Source organism: Cryobacterium algoritolerans, assembly GCF_004402785.1.
Lineage (GTDB): Bacteria > Actinomycetota > Actinomycetes > Actinomycetales > Microbacteriaceae > Cryobacterium > Cryobacterium algoritolerans.
In genome coordinates this window covers 1-24,500 of record NZ_SOFP01000031.1, presented here as the reverse complement: position 1 = coordinate 24,500, position 24,500 = coordinate 1, and the positions used below count along the sequence as shown (strand labels likewise).

Below are 24,500 nucleotides of genomic sequence, written 5' to 3'. Positions count from 1 at the left end.
TCGCGCGTGTCGGTTAGAAGAACGTGCGGACGAGGTCGACCACGCGGTCGGAGCCCTGTGAGGCCACCACCGGCAGGTATCGCCACTTGTCGAACGTCGTGCACGGATGTGACAGCCCCAGCGCGACGACCGAGCCGAGCGGAGCATCCTGGCCAACGAGCGCAGGAGTCTCGACCGTGAGCCCCAGGTAACTGTGCTGGTCGTTCACGGCGAGGATCGACGCATTGGTCAGGGGTTCCCACTCGCAGCCCAGGTCGTTCGCGACCTGACGTGGGATCGGCAGTCCCTCGTCGAACGGGAAGTCGCGCTTGCCGCCGTCGAGTAGGGCCAGGCCCGGTTCGGGGTGCGACACGACGCGGGCAATGCCACGCATCGCAGAGCGCAACCGGCCGGGTGCCGCGGCGCCCTCGTCAAGTGGGGAGATTCGGCGATAGAAACCGTCATCGTGCACGATGTACGCTCCGCTGCGCAGGGTCCACAAGGTGCCCGAATCGGCGGCCATCGCGTCGGCGTACGCCTCCGCAACTAAGTCGAAATACGCGCTTCCGCCTGCGGTCACATAGACGTCGCCGTCCTCGTCGTAGAGATCATGCAGTGCATGATGTAGTTCGACCTGTCGTTGAAGGTATGCGCGCACTGCATCCAGCGACGCATCCGAGCGGTCGTGCCCCAGACTGCCTTCGTACCCGGCAACGCCGGCCAGACGGACGACGTCAGATGCGGCGGCCCGCCGGGCGACCTCGACGGACTCGGCGACGGTGCGCGCCCCGGTGCGCCCGCCGGCGGCACCGATTTCGACGCAGACGTCGACGCGTCGCGGGGTGCCGGCGTCGCGGAGAGTGCGCTCCATCGCCTCGATCGTTGCGATCGAGTCGGCCCAACAGACGAAGCGAAACTCCGGGTCAGCAAGCTGGGTGGCGAGGTAGCGCAGGGACCGGTCGTCGACGACCGCGTTGGCGAGCATGATCGAGTCCAGGCCGAAGCTGCGCGCGGTGCGGACCTGCCCCATCGTCGCCAAGGTGATGCCGAGGCTCCCTGCGTCAAGCTGCCTCTGCCACAGTGCGGGGGCCATGGTGGTCTTGCCGTGCGGCATTAGCTTGAGCCCGTGCGACGCGCTCCACTGCGCCATCACCGCCAGGTTGCTCTGAATCGCCTCGTCGTCGAGCGTGACGATCGGTGTCCAGAACTCCGAAAGTCGGGGCCCGCTTGCGAGGAACTCGGTCACTGTCATGCCGAATGCGCGCTCCGGGATCCCTTTGTCGCGTGCAGACAAGTGTTCGTTCCCCAACTCGTCCAATAAAAGCGGTCGTGCCATCGTGTCCCCTTTCGGGATTCCGGGTGCACCCTGGCACATCCTGTTGCGTTGGCTGCTCACGTTACGCCAGTTAATTGTAGGTCTCGTCATTGTTAACATGTGCAAATGATGCAACGTGAGTTGCACATGTCACACGATAAACGTCATAGTTGGGCTATGACGCTCGAGGCCACACCGCGCTTGATAGCCATCGGCGAGACGATGATGATGTTCACCCCGGCGCGTGCCGAATCGATAGCCACCGCCGAGGACGTGCGCCTTCACCCCGGCGGTGCGGAGTCCAACGTGGCGTGTCACCTAGCGCAGCTGGGCCTCTCGTCGGCGTGGGTGGGCGCGCTCGGGGACGATGTTTTCGGGCACCGCATCCGTCGGTCAATCGCAAGCCACGGCGTCGATACTCGGTGGGTCACGTGCGACTCGAATGCGCCCACGGGCGTGTACTTCAAAGACCCGGGAAATGGCGTCGTCTATTACCGCAGTGGGTCGGCCGCATCCCGAATGAGCCCTGCAACAGTTGCACGCATTCCTCTTGAAGACGCGGACATTGTGCACCTCTCGGGCATCACGCCCGCACTGTCGGCGAGCTGTGTCGCCCTGGTAGACACGGTGTTCGAACGCGTCGCGGGAAGCAACGCGATACTCAGTTTCGATGTCAATTACCGGGCGTCGTTGTGGTCGGAGGGTGCTGCGGCCTCGGTGCTGCTCGCGTTGGCGAGCCGCGCAGATATCGTTTTCGTCGGCCTTGATGAAGCCCACGCGCTCTGGAATTGCTGCACGGCGAATGACGTGCGAACACTGCTGCCGGAACCCGCGCGGCTCGTCGTGAAGGACAGCGACGTTGGCGCCACTGATTTCAGCGCGGGCGGAAGCGTCTTCGAGCCGGCAATCCCCACGGAGGTGTTGGAGGCGGTCGGGGCTGGTGATGCGTTCGCCGCCGGCTACCTCGCCGCCCTGTTGCGCGGTGCCAGCGCGGACGATCGGCTGCGCGCCGGCCACGAACGCGCGCGGCTGGTGCTGCTGTCGACTAGCGACTTCGTCGCGGAACCAGCATCGACTTCCGTTCCGGTCGGCGGCGTCGCACGTCTCCTGCTCACCGAACCCATTGAATGAAAGGCTCAGTCTGACTATGGTCGATAATGCACAGTTCACCGAGATCTTCAACGCAGCGCCACTCATGGCGATCTTGCGTGGCATGGGGGTCGAGCGTAGCCTCACCGTCGCGACGATGGCTTGGGACCTCGGCATCGACGTCGTCGAGCTGCCAATCCAGACACCTGAGGACATCGAGTCATTGCGGGTCGTCGCCATGGCAGCCCGGGAGCGGGGAAAGGTTGTTGGCGCAGGCACAGTCGTCTCGGTTGAACACGTGCGGCAAGCGGCGGAAGCGGGGGCCGAGTTCACCGTGTGTCCCGGCTTCGATCTCGAGGTAGTGCGGGCGTCGTCCGATTTCGGGATGCCCGTGATGCCGGGGGTGGCGACGGCGAGCGAGGTGCAGCTCGCGCTCAAAGAGGGTCTGACCTGGCTCAAGGTGTTCCCGGCATCAGTGCTCGGGACTGCGTGGATCAAGGCGATGCAGGGACCTTTCCCGCAGGCGAGGTTTGTCACCACCGGAGGCATGAATGCCGCGAATGCGGGAGAGTTCCTGCGCGCAGGCGCGCGGGTCGTCGCCATCGGTTCGGCCCTCGAGGACCCGTCGCAGCTGCCCAAGCTGGTGGCGCTACTCGAACCTGCGGCGCAGATCGTTCCTGCTGGGCAGTAACCGTGGTCTCAAACAGCAACCTTTTGGCGTTCGTGGACGCGAGACTTGCGTACGAGATCGACGTCGTTGCCGCATCCCGAGCCCAGACGGCCGACACAGCCGTGATTGTCGACACCCGCAAGCAGCTTTCGTGGGACCACGGTCACGTCGCCGGCGCCCTACACCTTCCCGCCGATACCCCGGATGCTCGTCTCACCATGCTGCCCCGGGACCGCACCCTCGTCGTCTATGGCTGGGGTCCCGGATGCAACGGCGCCACGTATACCGCGCGTCGCTTGCTCGCCGAGGGCTTCGACGTGCGCGAGATGATCGGCGGGTACGAGTATTGGGTGCGGAACGGGTTCGCGTTGGAACGCGGGGGTACCGTAACGCGACAGGCGCCAGACCGGCTTGCCACAGCTGAAAGTTGAGCTGATCGAGGTAGACACGAAAGAAGCGAACCGAGTTATGAGCTTCTGCTGTCATCAGGGCGGCCCTAGGCGACCCATTCTTCGAGTGCTTCGCGTGCTTCATCGATCGGGAGTTTGAAGATGACGCGGAGGCCGTCTTTCAAGTAGTAAACGCGGCCGAGAACGGTGTCGGTGTGCACGATCCAGGCAAGCTAAGTAGTGATGACGAGAGCATCTCCGTCCTCGAGGGCGTCGAGGACGCGATCGAAGTCTGGGCGTGATGCTCGAGCACCGGAGATGCCGTGGTCGGAGTAGAGGTCGTCGCGGCGGACGCCTGCCGCCAGGATATCGACCTGTTGCGGGTCGGCGGATTGCTGGCGCGACGATACGCGCGCGTAGCCGATCAGCTTCGTCACTGGAGATGTCTTATAACTAACGGTGAGTACCGTCGGCGAGTTCAGGTGGTGAGAGCAACACCCTGAGTTCTGTGGGGTGTTATCGATGGCTCGACCGTGGTCGCCTTTGAGCGTCCGTTTGTCGTTTTGGGATGGGCTGGACGCGGGGCTATCAGTGGCCGTCGCGGCGCAGGCTGCTGGGGTGTCGCGACCGACTGGGTATCGGTGGTTAAGCCAGCATCAGAAGGTGCTGCCATCACCGGTTCAGGATTTCAGTGTTGCCCGTTCCGGACTCTTATCGTTGCGAGAGCGCGAAGAGATCGGATTCCAGCTCGCCCGCGGTCACGGGGTGCGCCGCATCGCCGCGGCTCTGGGCCGGGCGCCTTCAACGATCAGCCGGGAGGTGGCCAGGAACACGGTCACTGGCCGCTACGTGCCGTCGCTCGCGCAGGAGCAAACCTGGGCGCGGGCTCGCCGGCCCAGAGCCCAGAAGCTGGACGGGTTAGCGTTACGGGAACAGGTCACCACGATGCTCACCGATCGGTTCAGCCCGGAACAGGTCGCGGGTCGACTAAAAGTTGAACATCCGGAGAATCCGGAGATGCAGGTGTCACACGAGACGATCTACCAGGCTCTCTACGTGGCCGCAGAGGTTCCGGGAGATGGTGATGATCTCTGACCGGCCGCCAGAGATCGAGGACCGTGCCGTTCCCGGGCACTGGGAGGGCGACCTGATCATCGGCTCGACCTCGTCGAAGTCCGCGATCGGAACCCTCGTCGAACGGACCACGGGATACGTGATGCTGCTGCATCTGCCCGGGGATCACACCGCTCGCACGGTGGCCGACGCGATGATCGTCGCGATGAACACTCTCCCGGAACAGCTGCGCCGTTCGACCACCTGGGATCAGGGAGCGGAGATGTCCCGACACCAGGAAATCACGATGGCGACCGGGATGCCGATCTATTTCTGCGATCCGCACTCGCCCTGGCAGCGTGGCAGCAACGAGAACACCAACGGGCTCCTGCGCGAGTACTTTCCAAAGGGTACCGACCTGTCCTTCCACGGGCCCGGGATCCTCGAGAACGTTGCTGCGGAACTCAACCGTCGGCCCCGCAAACGCCACGGCTACCGAACGCCCGCAGAAGTCCTCGCCACGCTAATCTCGAACCCAACAAATCAAACCGGTGTTGCCGACACCACTTGAATCCGCCGACGTAATAACCATTATCGGTCATATTAAGTGTTATTTTACCCGTTATATTGCCCGTAAAAACACTAAGGATTCTTGCCATTGAATCAGTGACGCGGAAGACTTGCCAGCATGAGTATTCCCGTCCCCGCCGCGCAGCCAGGTCATCGCGCGTACGAGGATTCTGTGCGGCTGGACACTGGCGGGATCGTCACGGGTCTCCGCGAGATCCTCGGCGCCCAGCTCGTCGCATATCTTGGCCGCGTTGCAAACACGCGCTCCGTGCGTGAATGGGCGGAAGGCTCCCGCGCCCCTGGTGCGGACGTCGTTATGAGACTGCGTACTTCTTATTACGTTGCCGGCATCCTGATCGAACGTGAGAGCGCGAAGACAATCCAGGCGTGGTTCTAGGGCATGAACCCTGAGCTGGGCGACCAGTCCCCCGCTGCCGTGTTGCGTGGCGAGCCGCTGGACGTAATTGGGCCGAAAGTCATCGCGGCCGCCCGGTCCTTCGCGGCTCATGGCTAGGTTCCCCGCTCCTGGCGGCGACTCAAGTGTCGTGTTCGGTATAACACTCTTGTCCGCTGGCGACGGAAATGGTATGTTTTCCGAACAACGAATGGAGTGCTGGTGGTCAGCGACGAACAGAGCGAGCCTCAAACGCTTAGCGACGTTCTGCGCGTGTGCCTGCAGCAGCTGCGTGATCAGCTGCCGGAGGGCTGGTCGCTCGTCCCCGTGGCCGCAGCGGGTGGCAGTGATCGGGACTTTGACGCCGTGCTGTCAGTATCGGGCCCGGACGGCACCACCGCCTCTCTGGTGATTGAGGCCAAGCGCGTGTTGGAGCGACGCAACGTGCTCGCCGTGTCGGAGCAGCTGCGCGGCGCGGCGGGGAGGTTCCCGAATGCGTGGACCGTCGTCGTCGCCCGGTACCTGGCACCGTCTGTGCGTGAGGCACTGGCGGAACGGGGAGTCTCCTATATCGATGCCACCGGCAACATGCGCTTGGTCGTGTCCGTGCCGGGCTTGTTCATTGCCAACCGCGGCGCGGACAACGACCCCTGGCGTGGCCCGGGTCGACCCCGCGGCACCCTCAAAGGTGTCCCCGCGGCAAAGGTTGTGCGCGCATTGATGGACTACACCGGTCCCTGGAGCATCCGTGAGCTGATTGACCTGTCCGGTGCTTCGACAGGGGCGACGTACCGTGTGGTCGAGTACCTCGAACGTGAGGACCTCGTCACCCGGAACGAGGACGGCAAAATCGTTCTCCGCGACTGGCGTCGTCTGCTGCAGCAGTGGAGCAAGGACTACGGCTTCGTCCGCAGCAGCCGCATCACCCGCTACATCGAGCCCCGCGGCCTGGCCACACTCCTGACGAAGGCAACGGATATTGCCGATGTGCAGTACGCCGTGACGGGAACGACCGCCGCAGCAGAGTGGGCACCGTACGCCCCAGCACGATCGGCCCTGGTCTACGTCGCCGACGCAGCACAAGCCGCCGCGGCCTGGGGACTGCGTCCGGCCGAGTCCGGAGCGAACGTCCTCCTGGCGGAACCGGCAACAGCTGTCGTGTTCGAGCGAACCATCACGACCGCCGATGGAACCGTGATCGTGGCGCCCGCGCAGGTGGCCGTCGACCTGATGACCGGGCCGGGACGTAACCCGGCAGAAGCCGAAGAACTAATGGATTGGATGGAACGCAATGAGTCCTCGTGGCGACTCCGACAACCTGCTCGTGCAGGCGCGCTAAGCCCTGCTTGACGCCCTCGAAGCACTCAGCGAGCACCGGGACGCGGTCATCGTCATCGGCGCCCAAGCCATCTATCTGCACACGGGAAACGCACTCGTCGCCCTCGCCGAGGCGACGAAGGACAGCGACCTCGCTCTCGATCCCCGCCGGCTTGATGATGACCCTCTTCTCGAAGAGGCCATGACCCGGGCCGGGTTCCACCTCAACACGTTCAGCGGTCAGCCGGGAGCGTGGATGAATCGCGCCGGCATCCCCGTGGACCTGATGGTGCCCGAAGATCTGGCCGGCACAGGCACGAAGAACACCCGCGGGGCACGGATCCCGCCCCACCACAAGAGCGCCACCCGTCGCGCTCGAGGGCTGGAAGCGGCTGTCATCGACAACTCCTTCATGGACATCAGCGCTTTGGATGAGAGCGACTCTCGCCGTTATAGCGCCCGGGTCGCTGGTCCCGCGGCGCTGCTCGTGGCCAAGATCCACAAGATCGCCGAGCGCGCGGACTCCCCGCACCGGCTCAACGATAAGGATGCCCACGATATCTACCGGCTCCTGGTCGCTGTCGACACTGCCTCGATCGCCGCCACCCTAGGGATGCTCCTGAACGACCCGCTCAGCCGCCCGGCCACAAGTTACGCGCTCGATCAGTTGGACGGGCTCTTCGCCCAGGGCCCAGAATCCCTCGGATCCACGATGGCTGGCCGCGCGGAAGAAGAAATTGGCGATCCCGCCACCGTGGCCCTGGCCGTGTCCCTCTTGGCTACGGACATTCTTGCGGAGATGCGCACGAATCCCACCGGCGAAGAGATCTGAACTCGAGAACGATGACCATGTGAGGCGGCGCCTCCTGGCCCGGGAAACTGTCCGCTGAAGTCGAGGCGTTCGTCCTCGAGACAGTTGAAATGCTTCACGAACTCGACGACACCGGCCTGCATGAGCTGACCCCCCCCCTTTTCTATGAACACGGGTACGAGCAGGTAGCACATTCTCTTCGGGAACTGCTCAAAATGCTCGGCCACGATCCCGACGCTTAACTTTGTTTGGACCAGCTCCCTGGCACGCCTTCGACGCTGAAGTCGGTCAGAAGGCGCGGCATTTGCCGCACCTGAGCGCGAATATTCGGGCGGGGCCTACGGGACGGCTCGTTCAGCAGAAGCGCCGCAGCCTCTTCGCAGCGCGGGCGTCTGCGGTGAGGGTCCCCTTTTGAAACGAGGAGCGAGGCCAGCCCTAACTCTGCATCAGCACGCCTGGTTGTTGCGACGATTGCCCCTAGCCTGTCGCGCTCAGTGTCGTTGCACTCGGGCCACTTCTACATGACCTAGCAACACTTCCCATCACTTGGAACTCAACGGCCGCGGCGCTCTTCGCCGAGGATTACCTGTCCACTCACACCGCAGGAGGAGACACCTTCGCCGGCGCCGCCAAAACGGTGACTTCCCCCGGTTTGGATCGCATCTACGCGGGCGACAAGGTGGCCGGCTACTTCGGCACGACGAACAAGGATCCGCGATACCCGGGTGAGAGGTCACAAGAGTCACTGTCGAACTCAAGTCCTCATGAGCCTACGACGGAACGAGGAGGATTCGGGAGCACGCAGACGTGATGGGCCCGTGCGGTTGCCGCTCGGGCCCCTCACGTCGGATCGGTTTATCCGGTCGCTGTGTCGGCCGCTGTGGTAGTCGGGGTGATGCTGAGCTGCTTGAGTGCGGCTTGTGCGTACTGCTGGGTGAAGGTCGACGGGTAGGTCACCTTGCTTACATCGGTTCCGATGGCGTTCTCCATCTGGAAGATCGTCTTCGGACCGCCCGCCGGCATGAGGCCGTCCGGCAGGAACTGCCCGTAGTCGGCCTTCAAAGCAGCGACGTACTGGTCCTTGGAGACGGTGCTGTTCTGCACGAAGTCCGGGGGTAGTGCGTCCGCGACGTCCTGTGCGGTGTGAGTGTGTATCCAGTCCATCGTCGCGACGAGCGCGGTGACGACCTTCTGCACGGTGTCCTGGTTCTTGTCAACCCAGTCTGCCTGCGCGAGTAGACCTGCGGCTGGCCACGCGCCGCCGAGGTTCTGCTGCGCACCTTCCGTGGTCGCCAGGTCGAGCGACGAGACGGCGATACCCTTTGCTTCGAGAGCGGCAACCGTCGGTTGGGTTGTCATGACGCAGTCGGCTTCTCCGCGCTGCAAAGCTGCGATCGCGGTTGCACCTGCGTGCACCGCGATCGTCGTGTAGTCGCTTGGCGACACTCCGCCCTTCGACGCGACGAATTGAGTGAGCTGGTCTGTTCCGGAACCGAGGTCAGTGACACCCATCTTCTTTCCGCGGATGTCGGCGGGCGTCTTGACGTTGGCAGTCGGGCTGCACATGATCCGCTCGCCGGGGGCGCCGGAGAGTTGTACCAGGTTGATGACGTTCTTGCCCTTGGACTGGAAATCGGGGGCATGAACGTACCAGGCGCCGGAGAAGTTGACCTGGCCGGAGATCATGGCCTCCTCGGCGCCGACGCCGCCGTTCTGCTCGGTCGACAGCTGCATGTTGACGCCGTACTTCTTGTAGAAGCCGAGGCTCTCGGCAAGTTGATAGGGCAGGTAGATCTGCTTGTCGATTCCACCGACCATCATGGAGACCGTCGGAAGAGCTGATCCGTCGGATGCTTTTGTGTTGGGGGTTCCTGCGCCACTGCAGCCCGCGAGTACCAGCGACAATGCTGCTACTCCGGAGGCAACAGCGACGATGCTGTGCTTTTTCATGGTGTGTGCGTTTCCTTTCGGTGTCGTCGCCCACGGAAGCGCGCGACGGGTCTGGAGAGGCCGTGACTGACGAGAGACAACCGCCACGGCCGTGCTCGGATAGGTGAGCTGTTTCGTGTCAGATTGGCTGAGATTCGGACCGCACCGGCGGCCGCCACCTGAGGACGGACCTTTCCAACAACGTGATGAGGTATTCCGCACCGAGGGTGAAGACTGCAATGATCGCCATGCACGCGAACACCGTGTTCGGGTCGAATCGGCCCTGAGATTGGCTGATGATCAGGCCAATTCCCTTTTGCGCTCCCAGGACCTCCGCGACCAGTGCCCCAATGATGGCGAAGCCGAACGCGGTGTGCAGGCTCGCGATGATCCAGGTCATCGCTGACGGGATGGTGACGTGGCGGGCGATCTGCAAGGGTGACGCACCGAGGACGCGGACGTTTGCGATCAGGTTCTGGTCCACCTCTCGGACACCCTGGTAGGCATTGAAGAAGACCGCGAAGAACACCAGAACGGCGGCCAACAGGATCTTCGGGCCGATTCCCAGGCCGAACGCGACGATGAAGATCGAACCGAGGACGATGCGGGGGATCGAGTTGAGGACCTTGATATAGGGGCTGAACACGTTAGACAAGTACCGGTTCGAACCGAGCAGTATTCCGCTGATGACTCCGGCGATCGTTCCGAACAGGAACCCGAACAAGGCTTCCTGTACGGTGACCCAGAGCTGGTCCCAGATTGATCCGAAGGCGGTGCCCTTGGTGAAGAGGTTCACCAGTGAGTCCCAGACCATGCTGGGTTGTCCGTAGAAGAACGGGTCGACCCATTTGAGGTCGGTGAAGAGTTGCCAGCCGCCGAACACGAAGATCGCGAGGATCAGCCGACCGACCCAGACCCAGAACGTGTTTCGGGTGCGGGTCCGGCGCGCCGACGCCTGCAGGTCCGACTCGGACTGCTGTGTCGCTGATCCGACAATCGCCTCGGCGCCTGACGTGACGATTGCCTTCTGCTGCACCAGGGCGATCATGCGGCCACCCCCGCGGAGCGCTTATAGGCGCGTGTGACTTCGTCCCGGAGGGACTCCCAGATCTGGGTCTGCAACTCGATGAATCGCCGCTCGTGTCGCAGCGTCTGGACGTCCCCACGCGGACGCGGCAGGTCGATGTTGAAGACGTCTTTGATCGTGCCGGGGCTGGAGGTCATGATGACTACGCGGTCAGACAGCGCGACGGCTTCGTCGAGGTCGTGTGTGATGAACAGGACCGAAGGGCGCAGTTCCTCCCACAGCCCGAGGAGTTCCGTCTGCATGATTGCCTTGGTCTGCACGTCCAGCGCACCGAAGGGCTCGTCCATGAGCAGGATGCGCGGGTTGTTGATGAGCGCCGCGGCCATCGCGACGCGCTTGCGCATGCCTCCGGAAAGCTGGTGGGGGTAGCGGTCCTCGAAGCCTGTGAGGCCCACGCGGCGCAACCAGTCGATGGCGAGGGCCATTGACTTCTTCTTCGACGTGCCGAGTAGTACCGGGCCGATCATCACGTTCTGCAGGACCGTCTTCCACGGGAAGAGCGCGTCTCCCTGGAACATATAGCTGACGCCGTTCGTGATGCCGTCGACGATTCGTCCGCCGACCTGTACGGAACCGCCGCTCGGCCTTTCCAGTCCCGAGACCTGCGCGAGCGTCGTCGACTTTCCGCACCCGGTTGGTCCGACAATGGCGCAGAACTGTCCGGCCTCGACTGTGAGGGACACATCCTGGATCGCCGTGAAAGGTTCGCCTTTCGGCGTGAGAAATCTTTTCGTCAATGCGACAATTTCGATTCGCGCTGGATCGTCGGCTACCCCGGGCCCTACGGGCGTGCGACTCGGGGTTTTGTCAGTGTCACCCATGCTTGTGACCTCTCTGTCGTCGCACTGCGTCGTTGCCTGTGCGTAATGACGATGGCAGCAAGCTGCGCAACTGTCTCGCTTTCGCGCCATGCGCTGGTTGTGCGCATAAGAAGGGGATTCTGCGCATTTCGCTCACGCGATGTAATGCAACAATCAACTGATGCGAAGGCGGATCAGAAAACTCTCAACCCAGATGTTCCTGGCACATCTGGTGATCCTGACCGCCTCCACAGCGATCGGATTCCTGCTGTTCGCCACCACGGCACGCGGCCACCTCGACGACGAGTACCAGACGCAGGCAGCAGCAATCGCACAGACCTTTGCACAGAATGCCTCGGTACAGAGCTGTCTCGCCGCGCGGAATGCGTCATGTGAAGCGCGTGTGCAGCAACTCGCTATGCTGACCGCACAGAAAACCGGGTCCGCCTTCGTTGTGGTGATCGACAGGGACTCCCTTCGGGTCTCGCACCCCGACGTCGCACTCATCGGGAAATCGGTGTCCGAACCGCTGATCGCCTCTGACGGGCAGGTTCACTTGCGAGTCAACAATGGTTCGACGGGGATCACCGCCAACGCGATCGTCCCGTTGTACTCCTCGGATCGCGCCTTCATCGGTGAGATCTCGGTGGGCATCAAGGAGGACGCGGTCTCCAGCGCGTTACTGACCCAGCTGCCTTCCTACGGCCTTTGGTTCCTCGTCATGCTGCTGCTGGGAGGGCTGGCTTCGTTCGGGCTGTCGACCCTTCTCAAGAAGCGCACGTTCGGGCTGGAGCTCGACGAGATCGCGCGGCTGCTGCAGGAAAGAGAGGCGACGCTTCACGGAATCCGTGAGGGCATTATCGCGATCGACCCTGCCGGGCGGATCAGCATCAACAACGACGAGGCTCAGCGGCTCTTGCACCTCGCGGGGAATGTCGTCGGACACCGCGTGGACGATGTGCTGCCGCCCGGCCCGGTACGCGACGCGCTCACGGGCACGGGCGTCGTCACCGATCAGATCATGATCACCGAGGACTTCTGGATCGTCTTGAACAGAATGCCCGTCACCCTCGCGGGCCGTCCGCACGGCGTCGTGGTGACCTTGCAGGATCACACCGTCGCGCAGGCCTTGAGCTGGGAGCTGGACGGCGAACGCAGCCTGACCGAGTCCATGCGCGCCCAGCAGCACGAGTTCAGCAATCGGATGCACGCCATCGCAGGTCTGCTCGAGCTCGGACGAACCGAGGAAGCCCTCGAGTACCTCCATGAAATCCGAGGCACGGCGGCTGACCTCGATCAGACTCTGCGCACCCACATCGCCTCTCCGCAGATCGCCGGCCTCATGCTCGGCAAAACAGCGGAAGCGAACGAGCGAGGTATCCAGCTGTCGCTCGATCCGGAGACATTCGTCAGTGCTGCACCAGACCGGGTCCAGGCGCTCACGACGATACTCGGCAACTTGATCGACAACGCCTTCGACGCAGTCGCCGGAACGCCCCCGCCGCGTCGCATTCAGGTCGGTATCCTGGAAACTGAGGACGACTTCCGGATGACAGTCATCGACACCGGGCCGGGCGTGCCGGCCGCCCTGCTCCCGCAGATGTTCCGAAACGGTTTCACCACCAAGCGCGGATCGAGTGCGGGGCACAGTGGCCTCGGCCTCGCGCTCGTGCAGCGCACTGTAGCCCGATTCGGCGGCAGCATCACTGTGTCAGAGGGGCCAGGGGCAACGTTTGTGATCGTGCTGCCCCGGTCGGCGTCCGAAAGCGAGAGAAGGACAGTGACCATATGAGCGACAGTGCGCTGACCACCCTCGTCGTCGACGATGACTTCCGAGTCGCGTCGGTGCACGAAGGCTTCGTCGAAAAGGTTCCGGGATTCCTGGTGGTCGGAAAGGCACACACCGCTGCAGACGCCATCGAGATGGCGCAACGACTTCAGCCCGACCTCATCCTGCTGGACATCCACTTGCCTGACGGTGACGGACTGGAGGTCGCACGTATCCTGCTCGACAATCCCCGACCTCCGATGGTGCTGATCATCTCCGCCGCCGCAGATATCGCTGCGGTCCGCACCGCGGTCCAGCTTGGCGTGGTGCACTACCTGGTGAAGCCATTCGGCTTCGCTGCTCTGGCAGAACGTTTGAGCGCAGTCAGGGCGGCTCACGCCAAACTAACCGACTGGCCGGCCGACGCAGGCCAGGAGGAAATCGATGGCTTTTTCGAACTGCTACGACCCATGCCCTCAGACCCCGATATGCCCGACATCGAGCACCTCGCTCCGACTCTGCAACTCGTGTACAAAACGATCGGCAGTGGAAGTGCTGGCCTATCGGCATCCGACATCGCTGCTCAGGTTGGGATCAGCCGAGCCACAGCGCAACGCTATCTCACCCAGCTCGAGCACATCGGGGCCGTAAAACTCCAACTGCGATACGGTCAGACAGGCAGACCGGAGCACCGGTACTCAATCCGGCGGAACTGAGCCACGAGGCGCAGTTAGGCGGCCGCCTGGATGATGGAGTCGACGCAGAGGGATTCCGTGCTTCGGCCGTTCCTTGCCGAAGTCCTTGGCCCGCCCTGAACGCTGGACAGTCGCGGCGGTTGAGCCGCATTGGAACGGTCAGTCACGTTTAGAAGGCTGTCGAGCGTGGGCTGGCGTGATTGGTCGTTCCGATGGGGGTCGTTTTGCGTTCCGGCGGGGGCGTAGGCATCGTTAGATGCCGGTGGATTTTCTGACTGACGATGAGGTCGCTGCGTACTGGCGGTTTACTGGTGTGCCGTCGCGGGCGAATCTGGAACGCGTGTTCTTCCTGGACGACAGCGATCGCCCCCGGTAAGGCTGCAAGAACCCGCCAATCCAAACCCGCGAGACACCCAAACGTGACTGACCGTTCCAATGCGGCTCAACCCCCGGCACGTCGCCGATCGCGGACTGGATGGCGGGGCCGATCACGCACCCTCCCTGCGAGAATCCTTCATGAGCTTGACGTGATGGCTATGCCCTCCATCCCGGTAAATCCGATCGACCACGCGTCCCGCCTGTACCGTGGGCACCACATCCCCGATGCGCCCATGGCCCCCGAGGTTAACGTGATCCGCGCGGCGATCGCCCAGTGAGAGAGCGCCGTCAATCACATCTCCACCCCAAAGCCCGACGGCCAGCTCAGTGCGATCATCGAGGTCATTCTCGGTACCTCGGCCGGGATCGGTGAGGTGCTGGCCATCCGCCGCCGGGACGTGGACATCACCTCATTCGCTTGGCAGGCACGATTTTCAGCCGGAACGGCGAGCTGACCTTCCGGCAAGACCACCCCAAGACCGCTAAGTCACGTCGCATTGTTGCACTGCCCACATATTCCGCTGACGCGGTCCGCCGGCGTCTCGCCAATGCCGGGAATATGGGCCTGGATTCACTGCTTTTCCAGTCCCGGGACGGCACCCCTCTGACCACCGCGAACGTGCGTCGACAATTGCGTCACGTGCTCGGGGGAGCAAGGATCGACGGTGTGACCCAGCACATGTTCCGCCGCACGGTTGCGTTCGCGGTCAACGCCAACGCCAGCATCGAACTCGCCGCAGAGCTGCTCGGCCACACGGGCACGAAGATCACGGTGCAGCACTACGTTCAACGGAGCGAGATTTTGCCGTCGGCAACCGTCTTACTGATGAGCGTGCAAATTCTCGAATCCGCGCGCGGTCTTGCCCCTGCCGACTGTCACTGGTAAAGAACGCCTGAATGGTCTCGTAGAGTCATTTATGTAGTTCAACTAGGTCTCGGAGCAGATTTTCGGCGCGTACCTGCCACGAATGGGAGGGTTGCACGATGAGCTTCTCCCTTGAGCTTGGTTCGTCGGCGTGAAAACGAATCAATGGTCCGCCCGCGCACGCATGTCAGTTGCGGCCGAATCCGGACTGCGGGCAACCTTTCCTGAGCGTCCGACGACCGACTCGGCTGAGAACGAGGTCGCGCAAGTGTTAGCCCGCGCATTCGCTGCCACGTCCCAGGCGTCCTTGATTACCGATCCGCAGCAGAGAATTCTTCACGCGAGCAAGTCCTTCACCGCCATTACGGGCTATGACGAGGCCGAGCTGCTCGGCCTCAACTGCCGCATTCTGCAGGGGCCTGGGTCGGACCCTGTAATCACGGCGGCAATCCGGCGGGCGTTGAGCTGCGGGGAACCGTACGAGGGGGACATCCTCAACTACCGAAAGGACGGTTCCCCGTTTTGGAACAGTCTGAGCATCAGGCCTCTCCGAGACGAGGCCGGAACGATCACCCACTTCGTCAGCGTCCAGCGCGACGTCACCGCGCGCATGGCACATCAGGAGGGATTGCAGTTCCAGACTGGCCATGATCCGGTGACCAGCCTGCCGAACCGCCGCGCCCTGGACGAGCACTTGTCCACACGCAGGGCACGCCAAGGCGCAGCCCTGGCCCTGGTAGACGTCGTCGCGCTCCGATCGATCAACGGCGCCTTCGGCCATGAGGCGGGCGACAGCCTGCTCAAACAACTCGGACGCCGGATGCGAGAGCGGCTGGTGGAAGGCGATTTCCTGGCCTGCCTCGGCGGTGACCGGTTCGCCGTCGTCCTCGAAAACATCGACGGAGGAACCCGGTTGGAGGAATCACTGGCGCGCCTGCACGAGGCCGTGGAGACCCCCTTCCCGTTCACAGACCAGGATCTGGACCAGGACTGCACCATCGATCTGAGCATGGGCTTGGCTCGCATCGCGGGTGACGGTGCGGCTGGCTCCCTCCTCCATCGAGCGGACGCCGCCCTCCGTCAAGCCCGAGCGGACCGGCCAGCGGGCCTGTGGTGGTCGCTGGCCCCGGACGCTCCCGAGGCAGCGGTAGACCGGCGCGTCGACAGGGTGAAGGACACGACGGACGTGCCTGCCGACCGGACCTACCGGGATCACTTGTTCGCCGGAGGGCTGTCCATGTTCATGCAGCCGGTGCTGGACCTGCGCACAGGCGGGCTGCGGCGAGTCGAGGCCCTGGCTCGGTTGACTCTGCCGGACGGAACGGTGATTCCACCAGCCCGGTTCCTTCCCGCCCTGGATGAGGCCGACCTCGACGAGCTGTTCCGGAGGGGCCTGAACGAGGCGCTCGCCTGTATCGCCCGATGGCACGACGAGGGTCTGTCAACCAAGGTGTCGGTGAACATCTCGCCGTCCACGCTCCGGCATCCAGACTGTACACGGTGGGTCGGCGACGCGATCCAGCTCCACGGCATCGAGCCTGGCCGGCTCGGCCTGGAGCTGCTGGAGACCCTCGGAATGGAATCCGACGTGCAGATCGAGGCAATCGACCGTCTCCTCAGTCTCGGGGTGGGTCTCTCCCTCGACGATCTGGGCTCGGGGTACAGCACCCTCCAACGCCTCTTCGCGCTGCCCTTCGACATGATCAAACTCGACCGTGGTCTGCTCGTGGACATCCGGTCCAAGCCGGTGGAGACGCTGAGCACTATCGCGGCGCTGACCCAGATGGGACGCGATTTTGGCGTCAGCGTCGTGATCGAAGGACTCGAGGACGGCGGAATGGCAGAGGCCGCAAGCATCCTCGGAGTGCCGCTGGGACAGGGGTATTTCTTCGCCCGTCCGATGCCGGCAGAGAAGGTGCCGCGCTGGGTGGCGGGCTTCGCCTTCCCGCTTCGAACCAACGCGTTGCGGAGCGCCCTCGGGGCACTCACCTACCACTGGCAGTTTCTGCGCTGGACCTCGCCCCACCCAACTGTGCTCGCCGACTGTCCGCTGACCGACTTCATCTCGCGCCAATCGACGCCAGCCGCGGCCGCACGCTGGCACGCGCATCAACACGGTCAGGCACCTGACCCGATGTACGGGCAGATGCTGTCGGATTGGCTCGTCGATCTCGTCCGGGATGAAGCCCTGAGCGCGTAAATTGAGGGCACGGTGCGTGGCATCAGACCACAGCCGCCTTTCAGCGCTGAAAGTGTACGGACAATACGGGTCTCGACACGCAACCTATTCAAAGGTGCCTGGCTCTCGACGCGCAGTCACAAGTCTTCCCACGACAGGCGGAGGTCACGGACGCAGCATCTACGTCGCATGAGCCGATACCGAAGAAGAGGTTGAGGTCATCGGCGGACACCGACGCGATGACGACACGGACTCTTCCCGCCGGTGTCGCTGGTTCGTAACGTCTGGTGCGAATCCGCAGATGAACGAGGAGTCCTGGTACCCGACTGTCTAGTTCGGTGCACGTCAACTTTGTTGCTTTTCGTCTGGGGGATTGTTCACTGCGTGCTGACGTCGAGTGGAAGATCCGCCACCTCAACAGCTCGATCCGGAGGCGCGAACGCCTTTTGAACTGGGACGGATACGCCACACCACGCACTTCCGAGGACCCCGCAGTCGTCGCCGCGCGCACCGCCGACCAGCTCGCCCGGATTGCTGAGCTCCGGAGCCGGCTTGCCGTGTGGGAAGCCATCCAGGCCGACCAGGCCACCACCGCACTGAGCAACTAAGGAGATACGAACATGACGGATTACATCAGCACCAAGGACACCGCCAAGTTGGTTCGGGCTGCGTTGAAGAACGCGTTTCCCGGCGTGAAGTTCAGCGTCCGAATGAGCACCGGCACCGCGTCCGCATGGATGAACGTGTCGTGGAGCGACGGACCCACCGACCGGGAGGTGAGCGCGGTAACCAGCCAGTATGAGGGCCGCAAGTTCAACGGCATGACCGACGGGTACGACGACCAAGGGTTTACGCTCGTCGCGTTCGACGGCGAGGACATGCCCCGGGTTGTGCGGTACTCCTGCGACGGGATCAACACCCACCGCGACTACACGGCCGCCGGATACCGGGTAGTGCAGCACCTCATCAGCACCGACAGCGACCACAAAGACCTCGTCGTGAGGCCGTCTCGCGTCGTGAATAGTTTTTAACTAAGCGTCTTCGGCCCTACCTTTTCTGATTGGTTGCGCCAGTTGTCGCAGGTTAGGTTGTGAGACCGAGTTGTTCGAGCATGCCCTGCTGGTCGCTGCTACCCCACCGCTCGACCAGTTTCCCCTTCTCGAACCGGCTGATTTGCATGCCACGAACGGACATCATTTTCCCGCTAGCGGAGTGGCCCATCAGGGGGCCCTGATGGGTGCCGGTGAGGGTATACGCGAATGCGACGTCGGTGTCGTTTGCGACGAGGCGCTCAACTTCGAGGTGCAGGTCTGGAAAAGCGGCAATCATCTCACCGAAGAACGCTTTATAGCCGGCGGGGCCTGGGCCTTGACCGGGGGCAGGGTCATTGTCGACTGCATCTTCGGCCACAAGGTCGTCGAGAAGGTCGAGTTGTCCGCTGTTCACGGCCTCACCGAACTTCTGCTGGGCGGCGATATTCACTTCTTGACTCATGTGTTCGCTCTCTTCTTAGGATTGATCGTGGATCGATTTGTGGGGGTCAGGGGGTGCCCATATCGCCGATAACGCGGCTGGACACTTCCGGGTGAGCTCGTGGAAACAGTCTTGGATCGCGTCTATGGCCCCGGGAGGCACGTTGGTGCGGCGTACGACGCTCGACTGGACCCACTAGGCGAGGGGAGCCTGCGCCACCATTGGCCGGCAGGCTCCCCTCGCTTGCGCGGTTATTTGTGGAATAGATTTTTACACGCAGTCATTGAACGGCCTCAGCACCGAAGGCGCAAAGACGTGCCGTTACCCTAAGGCACAGATGAGCGATCACCTAGAGAAATTCTCCACGTCGCCGCCAGCGGACAAACATTCCATTGTCGAGTTGCAGTCGTTGCAGATGCTGTGAGCTCACCAGAAAAGAGGAGGGCTCTTCACCCGTCGTCGAGGGGCCCTCCTCGGTTCTGTTACTTCGCGAGGAACGCGAGTACGTGCCGGTTCCATTCGTCCTTGTGTGAAACGGTGAGACCGTGAGGGGCCCCTTCAATCAGCACAAGTTCGCTGCCAGAAACGGCCTCGTGGGTGCGCTTGCCACTGACTTCAAACGGCACGATGGTGTCGGAGTCACCGTGTATCACCAGGGTCGGCACAGTGATTGTTGTCAAGTCGTCGCGGAAGTCCGTCGTCGCGAACGCGGTGGTGCTATCGAGCGTGCCCTTCGGCGACGCCATTTCGGCAATATCGAGGTTGTAAGCAATCTGCTCGGAGCTGACCTTGGGCTTGTTGGTCAACGACGGCTTGCCGGCGGTGAAGAACATCTGAAGAAATTCGTGCAGGAATGCCGGCCGGTCTCCGGTGAGCCCGTCGTGGAACCACTGAGCCAGTGCGGCATCGACGCCTCCGTCAGGGTTGTCATCTGATTTCCAGAGGTACGGTGGCACTGCGCTGGCGAAAACGAGCTTTGCGATGCGATCGGTACCGTAAGTGCCCACGTAACGGGCAAGTTCACCGCCACCCATCGAGAATCCGATCAGGGTAACGTCTCGGAGGTCAAGGGTGTCGAGAACGGCCTTCAGGTCGGCAGCCAACGTGTCATAGTCGTACCCATTCCACGGCTGCGACGACTGGCCGAACCCGCGGCGATCGTACGTGATCACCCGGTAGCCAGCGTCGACCAGCGCGGGCACCTGACCCTCCCACGACCGGCTACTGAGGGGCCAGCCGTGAACTAGTACAACGGGCTTACCGGCACCGACGTCTTCGTAATGCAGTACGACGTCGGGCCCGCTGTGAACCGGGACGGTAATAAAAGGCATGTTCTCTCCTCGTAATCGTAAATGGTTCGTTGGAGGTAACCGAGATTGCGGAATTAAGACAATCGAGGTTCGCTGGGAAAAGGCTGAAATGACTACTCCGGACCCAACCCCGGTGCGTTCACGGACGGAGCCCGCATCATCGGCCAGACACTGACCTCAAACCACTGACCGGTGCACAAATCAGCGAACATTGCCAGCCTCGTTGCAGTGCGTAGCCTCAACTGTCCCGAAGTGGGTTCCCGCTGCGGGCACCTCTCGGGGTCATCGCTACGTTGGCTGTTCTAGTTGTGTGTGATCAACTCTTTGTAGGCCGTTTCGGCGCTGGATTCCTGCCGAGTTAGCGGCCGGTTTCCTGCCGAAAGAGTGCTAAGAATCAGGCCAGCAAATTCCTTCCAAAATGCTGGAATCAGGGATTGCGCAGAGATTGTAATCACCCGGTGGCCGCGGCCCTCCCCAAAGCGATGGGGGCATGGGCCCGCCACCCCCAGATAGGTTCCTTACGGCGCAGCAACTGCCAAGCGGTCGCGCCGGAAGGAACCAGGAAGCAGATGACGGTACCCATGTCCGTGCAAGAAAATATCAGAACACTCGACTCCCATGGAATAGCGGGCCGTGAAATCGGGTCACGTCCCCCCGAGTGGTGTAGTTCCCGGAGTTTGAGCGTTGGATTAACAACGTAGGAAACCATCGTGCGATGGTCAGTGAGAACCGATCAAAGAACTCACAGAAAGACACATCACACGATGGCTTTAGACCAGTCTGCCCTGCTTGCGCTCCTCGCGGAACTCAAGCTCACCAACGTCACCGATCGAATCCGAATGGTGACCGAAACCCTCTATCAAGAACTCATCGACGCGGAGGCCACCGCGCACATCGGTGCTGACCGGTTCGAACGCTCCGACGACCGCACCGCCCAGCGCAACGGGACCCGCCCCCGCGTCTTGACGACGACGGCCGGGGACCTCAACCTGAAGATCCCCAAGCTGCGCCAGGGGTCGTTCTTCCCCGCCCTGCTTGAGCGGCGCCGCCGGGTGGATCAGGCCCTGTTCGCCGTCGTTATGGAGGCCTACCTCCACGGTGTCTCGACGCGGAAAGTCGACGATCTGGTCAAGGCCCTCGGCGCGGACACCGGCATCTCCAAGTCTGAAGTGTCGCGGATTTGCGCTGATCTTGACGGGGAAGTCGCCACGTTTCGCGACCGGGACCTCGGTGCAACCGGCTACCCCTACGTGTTCCTCGACGCTACGTACTGCAAGGCCCGTGTCAACCACCGCGTCATCTCGCAAGCCATGGTCGTGGCTATCGGTGTTGCCGCCGACGGGCGCCGCGAGGTCCGAGGTTTCGACGTCGGCGACAGCGAAAACGAGGTCTTCTGGACCGAGTTCCTCCGCTCGTTGAAGGCCCGCGGACTGGACGGCGTGGGGCTCGTCATCTCCGACGCCCACACCGGCCTGAAGAAGGCCATCAGCACCGTGTTCCAGGGCGCGGCCTGGCAACGCTGCCGGGTGCACTTCATGAGAAATGTGCTTTCCATCGTCCCGCGGGCCAGCCAGGACATGGTCGCCGCCGTCATCCGCACCATCTTCGCCCAACCCGACGCGAAGCACGTCCAGGCCCAGTTCGACGAGGTCGCCCGGATGCTCGAACGGTCCCACCCGAAGGTCGCCAAGATGCTCCACGACGCCCGCGCCGACATCCTCGCGTTCTGCGGATTCCCGCCCAAACACTGGCGGCAGATCTGGTCCACCAACCCGATCGAACGCCTCAACAAGGAGATCAAACGACGCACCGACGTGGTGGGCGTGTTCCCCAACCCCGCGGCCCTGCTCCGCCTCGCAGGAGCCGTCCTCGTCGAGCAACACGACGAATGGGAAGCTGGCGCCCGCCGCTACCTCTCCGAGGACTCCATGCGGCAGCTGGAAGCCTTCAACACCGCCCTCACCACCCCCGACGCCGACGCGCTGACGGGGGTGATTCCCATTCCCGAGCTCATTGCTGCATAATCAAATCAACTGACCCGCACGGTGTCGAGAAACTCCACCACTTAGCGGGACGTGACCCTCGTGAGTTCTGCAATGCAAGCAAAACGAGGTTGCGTCGGGCTTGGTTACCTTCCTGAAGAGCGCGGTTCTACAACCACACCTAAGCCAATTGCTCGTAATCAGAAAGCTGAAATAACATGACGCCCCACTACTTGAGCCAGCTTGTTTGGCGGACACTTCTCGGTGTCGCAATTTTCAACGCGCTCTCAGCGGTGAGCGGAGGCATACTCATGCTATTCACCGACGGACTGGGCATGCCCCTCTCGATGCTGGAGAACAGCCCTTTCCCATCCTTTGTCGGGCCAGCGATCATTTTGCTTGTCGTTATTGGTGGTACGCAGGCGCTCGCAACCGTGCTCACGGTGCGGCACAGTCCAACCTTCCTGCTCTGGAGCGCTGTTGCGGGCTTCGCGATGATCATCTGGATCATGATTGAGACGGCAATAATCCGCGGGTTTAGTGTGCTGCAAGCACTGTACTTCAGCACCGGAATTGCCCAACTCGCTCTTGTCCTGGCCCTTCTGGGAATCGTGGCATGGCTACCCCGTGTCCAACTTGCGGAACGTCTCGCGCCCACAACTAGCCGACCCTGACCTGGGCGCACGGGTGCGCCTGGATCGCCCATGGGCACCACTCAAACCACGGCGAGGTCAACGCCTAGTCTTCGCTCGTCAGCTCAAATCGCCTCAGTTAAGGATGGTCATCGGCTGGTGTGGCCTCAGGTTGCCAACGAAGTCTCCCAGGTCTGGGAGCTCCCCAAGCTGCCTTCGGCTATCGGGTAACTTCAGCGGCATGACCTGCCGCGCCGTCGCGCCCAGGGCTGCCAGTTGTTCCACTGCCCTTCTGACGGCGCTCACTGAAATTCCCCAGTTCTGCTCACTGAAATTCCCCACTCCGGGTCGCTTCCGCACATAGAAGCGGGCCTTCCTCGATGCTGATGGTCTTCGACCACGCACCAGCTCGAGAAAGGCCCTGCTCCTATGCTTTCAGAGGAGGACGACGTGGACATCCACGCGCTCAAACGGCAAGGGATGACGATCAGTGAGATCGCCCGCCGCACCGACCACGACCGCAAGACCATCCGCGCCTATATCGCCGGTCAGCGCATCCCGGGAGTGCGTCAACGCGCCGCCCCGGACCCGTTCGACGCGTTCATCGACTACGTCACCGCGAGGCTGACGGAGGACCCGCATCTCTGGGCGGCGACGCTGCTGGACGAGCTCGTCCCGCTGGGCTTCGAAGGCTCGTATCAAACCCTGACCCGCAAGATCCGAGACCGGAGCTTACGGCCGGCTTGCACCGCTTGCGCGCACGTGACGAAGCGGCCCAACGCGATCATCGAGCACCCGCCGGGCGAGGAGACTCAGTTCGACTGGGTCGAGCTGCCCGACGCGCCCGCCGGGTGGGCGTTCCCAACCAAACGCGCCTACGTGCTCGTGGGTTCGCTGGCGCACTCGGGGGTTTGGCGGGCGGTGATTTCTCCGTCGATGGACCTGCCCCACCTGCTGGCGGCGATGACGGTCCTGCTGAGCCTGCTCGGTGGGGTGACGAAGTCCTGGCGGTTCGACCGGATGAGCACCGTGTTGAAGGCCGGGACGAGTGATCTGACGCCGATGTTCGCCGCGTTCTCCAAGCACCACGCCGTCACCGTCGTGGCCTGCCGGCCCCGGTCGGGTAACCGCAAGGGCGTGGTCGAGAAGAACAACCACACCGCCGCGCAGCGGTGGTGGCGCAACCTCCCCGACGACGTCACCCTTGAGCAAGCCCAGCAACGCCTGACCGTCTTCGCGACCGGGCAAGACGGTCGGCGCCGCGAGGGCCGCGACGGGTCGACGACGGCCGCGGTCATGTTCGCCGCGGAACGTCTCCAGCCGTTGCCGCCGACACTGTTCCCGGTGGTGGTGACCGAGCAACGCACCGCGACACGGCAGGCGCTGATCGATTGGCGCGGCAACCGGTACTCGGTCCCGCCGGAACTGGCCGCAGCCCGCGTCGTCGTCCATCAACGTCTCGGCGCGACGACCATCGACATCGCCACCATCTCCGGGGTCGTCCTGGCCCGCCACACCGTCGCGGAGGCCGGCCTCGGGGTCACGATCCGCGACAGCGGACACGTCACCGCCCTGGAGACCATCGCCCTGGCCGCCGCGCCTCCCGGCCGGCCACACCGGAAAAAGGAACGCATTCCACCCGGCACCGCGGCCCGCCGCGCCGCGATGGCGCTGACTGGCGCCACCGAACCCACCACCGTGATCAGCCTGGCCGCTTACGAGGCGGCCGCGAAGAACAGGAACACCCTCCGATGAACACCCCACTCACCACCTCGACCAACCCGCCGGCCATGGCCACCACGACACCGGCGAGCG

General features: G+C 63.0%; 24 protein-coding genes and 1 pseudogene. 18 read left to right on the top strand and 7 right to left on the bottom strand.

Going from position 1 to position 24,500, the window contains the following annotated elements:
* Positions 1-13: 13 nt before the first annotated feature.
* Positions 14-1,315 carry a type III PLP-dependent enzyme domain-containing protein gene (locus E3O19_RS06040; RefSeq protein ID WP_134566160.1) on the bottom strand — a complete coding sequence of 434 codons (1,302 nt, stop codon included), beginning with the start codon at positions 1,313-1,315 and terminating at the stop codon, positions 14-16.
* Between the two features lie 156 nt (positions 1,316-1,471).
* Here E3O19_RS06040 and E3O19_RS06035 point away from each other — a divergent pair, with 156 nt between their 5' ends.
* From E3O19_RS06035 to E3O19_RS06025, 3 genes are read left to right on the top strand one after another with little or no spacing between them, the layout of a single operon-like run.
* Positions 1,472-2,425 carry a sugar kinase gene (locus E3O19_RS06035; RefSeq protein ID WP_134566159.1) on the top strand — a complete coding sequence of 318 codons (954 nt, stop codon included), beginning with the start codon at positions 1,472-1,474 and terminating at the stop codon, positions 2,423-2,425.
* Entirely contained in the window at positions 2,418-3,074 is a 657-nt protein-coding gene (locus E3O19_RS06030; protein ID WP_241981233.1) for a bifunctional 4-hydroxy-2-oxoglutarate aldolase/2-dehydro-3-deoxy-phosphogluconate aldolase, read from the top strand. Before E3O19_RS06035 ends, E3O19_RS06030 begins: the two co-directional genes overlap by 8 nt.
* Positions 3,075-3,106: 32 nt before the next feature.
* Positions 3,107-3,484 carry a rhodanese-like domain-containing protein gene (locus E3O19_RS06025; protein WP_166804492.1) on the top strand — a complete coding sequence of 126 codons (378 nt, stop codon included), beginning with the start codon at positions 3,107-3,109 and terminating at the stop codon, positions 3,482-3,484.
* 194 nt (positions 3,485-3,678) lie between these two features.
* Here the strand turns inward: E3O19_RS06025 and E3O19_RS06020 are convergent.
* Positions 3,679-3,879: pseudogene (locus E3O19_RS06020) on the bottom strand (recombinase family protein); the annotation flags it as partial.
* Positions 3,880-4,033: 154 nt separating this feature from the next.
* Here E3O19_RS06020 and E3O19_RS18795 point away from each other — a divergent pair.
* The 5 genes from E3O19_RS18795 (at position 4,034) to E3O19_RS06000 (ending at position 7,608) form a co-directional block, all read left to right on the top strand.
* Positions 4,034-4,537, top strand: a complete 504-nt coding sequence (locus E3O19_RS18795; RefSeq protein WP_420898590.1) for a helix-turn-helix domain-containing protein — start codon at positions 4,034-4,036, stop codon at positions 4,535-4,537.
* Positions 4,437-5,066 carry an IS30 family transposase gene (locus E3O19_RS06015; RefSeq protein WP_420898589.1) on the top strand — a complete coding sequence of 210 codons (630 nt, stop codon included), beginning with the start codon at positions 4,437-4,439 and terminating at the stop codon, positions 5,064-5,066. Before E3O19_RS18795 ends, E3O19_RS06015 begins: the two co-directional genes overlap by 101 nt.
* Positions 5,067-5,183: 117 nt before the next feature.
* Complete coding sequence (locus E3O19_RS06010; protein WP_198413870.1) at positions 5,184-5,462, top strand: hypothetical protein; 279 nt, start codon at positions 5,184-5,186, stop codon at positions 5,460-5,462.
* A 219-nt stretch (positions 5,463-5,681) separates the two neighbouring features.
* Positions 5,682-6,809, top strand: a complete 1,128-nt coding sequence (locus E3O19_RS06005) for a type IV toxin-antitoxin system AbiEi family antitoxin (RefSeq protein WP_134566153.1) — start codon at positions 5,682-5,684, stop codon at positions 6,807-6,809.
* A 169-nt stretch (positions 6,810-6,978) separates the two neighbouring features.
* Positions 6,979-7,608: a hypothetical protein gene (locus tag E3O19_RS06000; protein WP_166804491.1), complete on the top strand. Its 630-nt coding sequence runs from the start codon at positions 6,979-6,981 to the stop codon at positions 7,606-7,608.
* 834 nt (positions 7,609-8,442) lie between these two features.
* On the opposite strand, the gene E3O19_RS05995 is transcribed toward E3O19_RS06000, so the two are convergent.
* From E3O19_RS05995 to E3O19_RS05985, 3 genes are all read right to left on the bottom strand, one after another.
* On the bottom strand, positions 8,443-9,537 hold the full coding sequence (locus E3O19_RS05995) for an ABC transporter substrate-binding protein (protein ID WP_134566149.1): 1,095 nt from the start codon (positions 9,535-9,537) through the stop codon (positions 8,443-8,445).
* Positions 9,538-9,655: 118 nt separating this feature from the next.
* A complete protein-coding gene (locus E3O19_RS05990; RefSeq protein WP_134566148.1) occupies positions 9,656-10,564 on the bottom strand; it encodes an ABC transporter permease in 909 nt (302 codons plus the stop codon).
* The gene (locus E3O19_RS05985; protein ID WP_198413868.1) at positions 10,561-11,286 is read right to left on the bottom strand and encodes an ABC transporter ATP-binding protein; all 726 of its coding nucleotides are present in this window, start codon (positions 11,284-11,286) and stop codon (positions 10,561-10,563) included. The genes E3O19_RS05990 and E3O19_RS05985 overlap by 4 nt, the downstream gene beginning before the upstream one ends.
* Positions 11,287-11,584: 298 nt before the next feature.
* Here E3O19_RS05985 and E3O19_RS05980 point away from each other — a divergent pair, with 298 nt between their 5' ends.
* The 7 genes from E3O19_RS05980 to E3O19_RS05960 all read left to right on the top strand — a co-directional run bounded on the left by E3O19_RS05980 (position 11,585) and on the right by E3O19_RS05960 (position 18,319).
* Positions 11,585-13,195 (top strand): sensor histidine kinase, encoded by a 1,611-nt coding sequence (locus E3O19_RS05980; RefSeq protein ID WP_134566144.1) that lies wholly within the window; start codon positions 11,585-11,587, stop codon positions 13,193-13,195.
* The gene (locus tag E3O19_RS05975; RefSeq protein ID WP_134566142.1) at positions 13,192-13,887 is read left to right on the top strand and encodes a response regulator; all 696 of its coding nucleotides are present in this window, start codon (positions 13,192-13,194) and stop codon (positions 13,885-13,887) included. The genes E3O19_RS05980 and E3O19_RS05975 overlap by 4 nt, the downstream gene beginning before the upstream one ends.
* A gap of 509 nt (positions 13,888-14,396) precedes the next feature.
* The gene (locus E3O19_RS18555; RefSeq protein WP_277613009.1) at positions 14,397-14,522 is read left to right on the top strand and encodes a hypothetical protein; all 126 of its coding nucleotides are present in this window, start codon (positions 14,397-14,399) and stop codon (positions 14,520-14,522) included.
* A 140-nt stretch (positions 14,523-14,662) separates the two neighbouring features.
* Positions 14,663-15,130, top strand: coding sequence for a tyrosine-type recombinase/integrase (locus E3O19_RS18265; RefSeq protein WP_241981232.1), 468 nt, complete (start codon positions 14,663-14,665; stop codon positions 15,128-15,130).
* A 163-nt stretch (positions 15,131-15,293) separates the two neighbouring features.
* Positions 15,294-17,309, top strand: a complete 2,016-nt coding sequence (locus tag E3O19_RS05965) for an EAL domain-containing protein (RefSeq protein ID WP_134566140.1) — start codon at positions 15,294-15,296, stop codon at positions 17,307-17,309.
* Positions 17,310-17,734: 425 nt separating this feature from the next.
* Positions 17,735-17,896: a hypothetical protein gene (locus E3O19_RS17735; RefSeq protein WP_166804489.1), complete on the top strand. Its 162-nt coding sequence runs from the start codon at positions 17,735-17,737 to the stop codon at positions 17,894-17,896.
* A 12-nt stretch (positions 17,897-17,908) separates the two neighbouring features.
* Positions 17,909-18,319 carry an LPD29 domain-containing protein gene (locus tag E3O19_RS05960; protein WP_134566138.1) on the top strand — a complete coding sequence of 137 codons (411 nt, stop codon included), beginning with the start codon at positions 17,909-17,911 and terminating at the stop codon, positions 18,317-18,319.
* Between the two features lie 52 nt (positions 18,320-18,371).
* On the opposite strand, the gene E3O19_RS05955 is transcribed toward E3O19_RS05960, so the two are convergent.
* Together E3O19_RS05955 and E3O19_RS05950 are read right to left on the bottom strand one after the other, a co-directional pair.
* The gene (locus E3O19_RS05955; RefSeq protein ID WP_134425499.1) at positions 18,372-18,782 is read right to left on the bottom strand and encodes an ester cyclase; all 411 of its coding nucleotides are present in this window, start codon (positions 18,780-18,782) and stop codon (positions 18,372-18,374) included.
* A gap of 461 nt (positions 18,783-19,243) precedes the next feature.
* Complete coding sequence (locus tag E3O19_RS05950) at positions 19,244-20,092, bottom strand: alpha/beta fold hydrolase (protein WP_134566136.1); 849 nt, start codon at positions 20,090-20,092, stop codon at positions 19,244-19,246.
* Between the two features lie 743 nt (positions 20,093-20,835).
* Here E3O19_RS05950 and E3O19_RS05945 point away from each other — a divergent pair.
* The 3 genes from E3O19_RS05945 to E3O19_RS05935 all read left to right on the top strand — a co-directional run bounded on the left by E3O19_RS05945 (position 20,836) and on the right by E3O19_RS05935 (position 24,440).
* Positions 20,836-22,095, top strand: coding sequence for an IS256 family transposase (locus E3O19_RS05945; RefSeq protein WP_241981231.1), 1,260 nt, complete (start codon positions 20,836-20,838; stop codon positions 22,093-22,095).
* Positions 22,096-22,364: 269 nt separating this feature from the next.
* Positions 22,365-22,727: a hypothetical protein gene (locus tag E3O19_RS05940; RefSeq protein ID WP_134566134.1), complete on the top strand. Its 363-nt coding sequence runs from the start codon at positions 22,365-22,367 to the stop codon at positions 22,725-22,727.
* Between the two features lie 387 nt (positions 22,728-23,114).
* Positions 23,115-24,440: a Mu transposase domain-containing protein gene (locus E3O19_RS05935; protein ID WP_134566132.1), complete on the top strand. Its 1,326-nt coding sequence runs from the start codon at positions 23,115-23,117 to the stop codon at positions 24,438-24,440.
* Positions 24,441-24,500 lie beyond the last annotated feature (60 nt).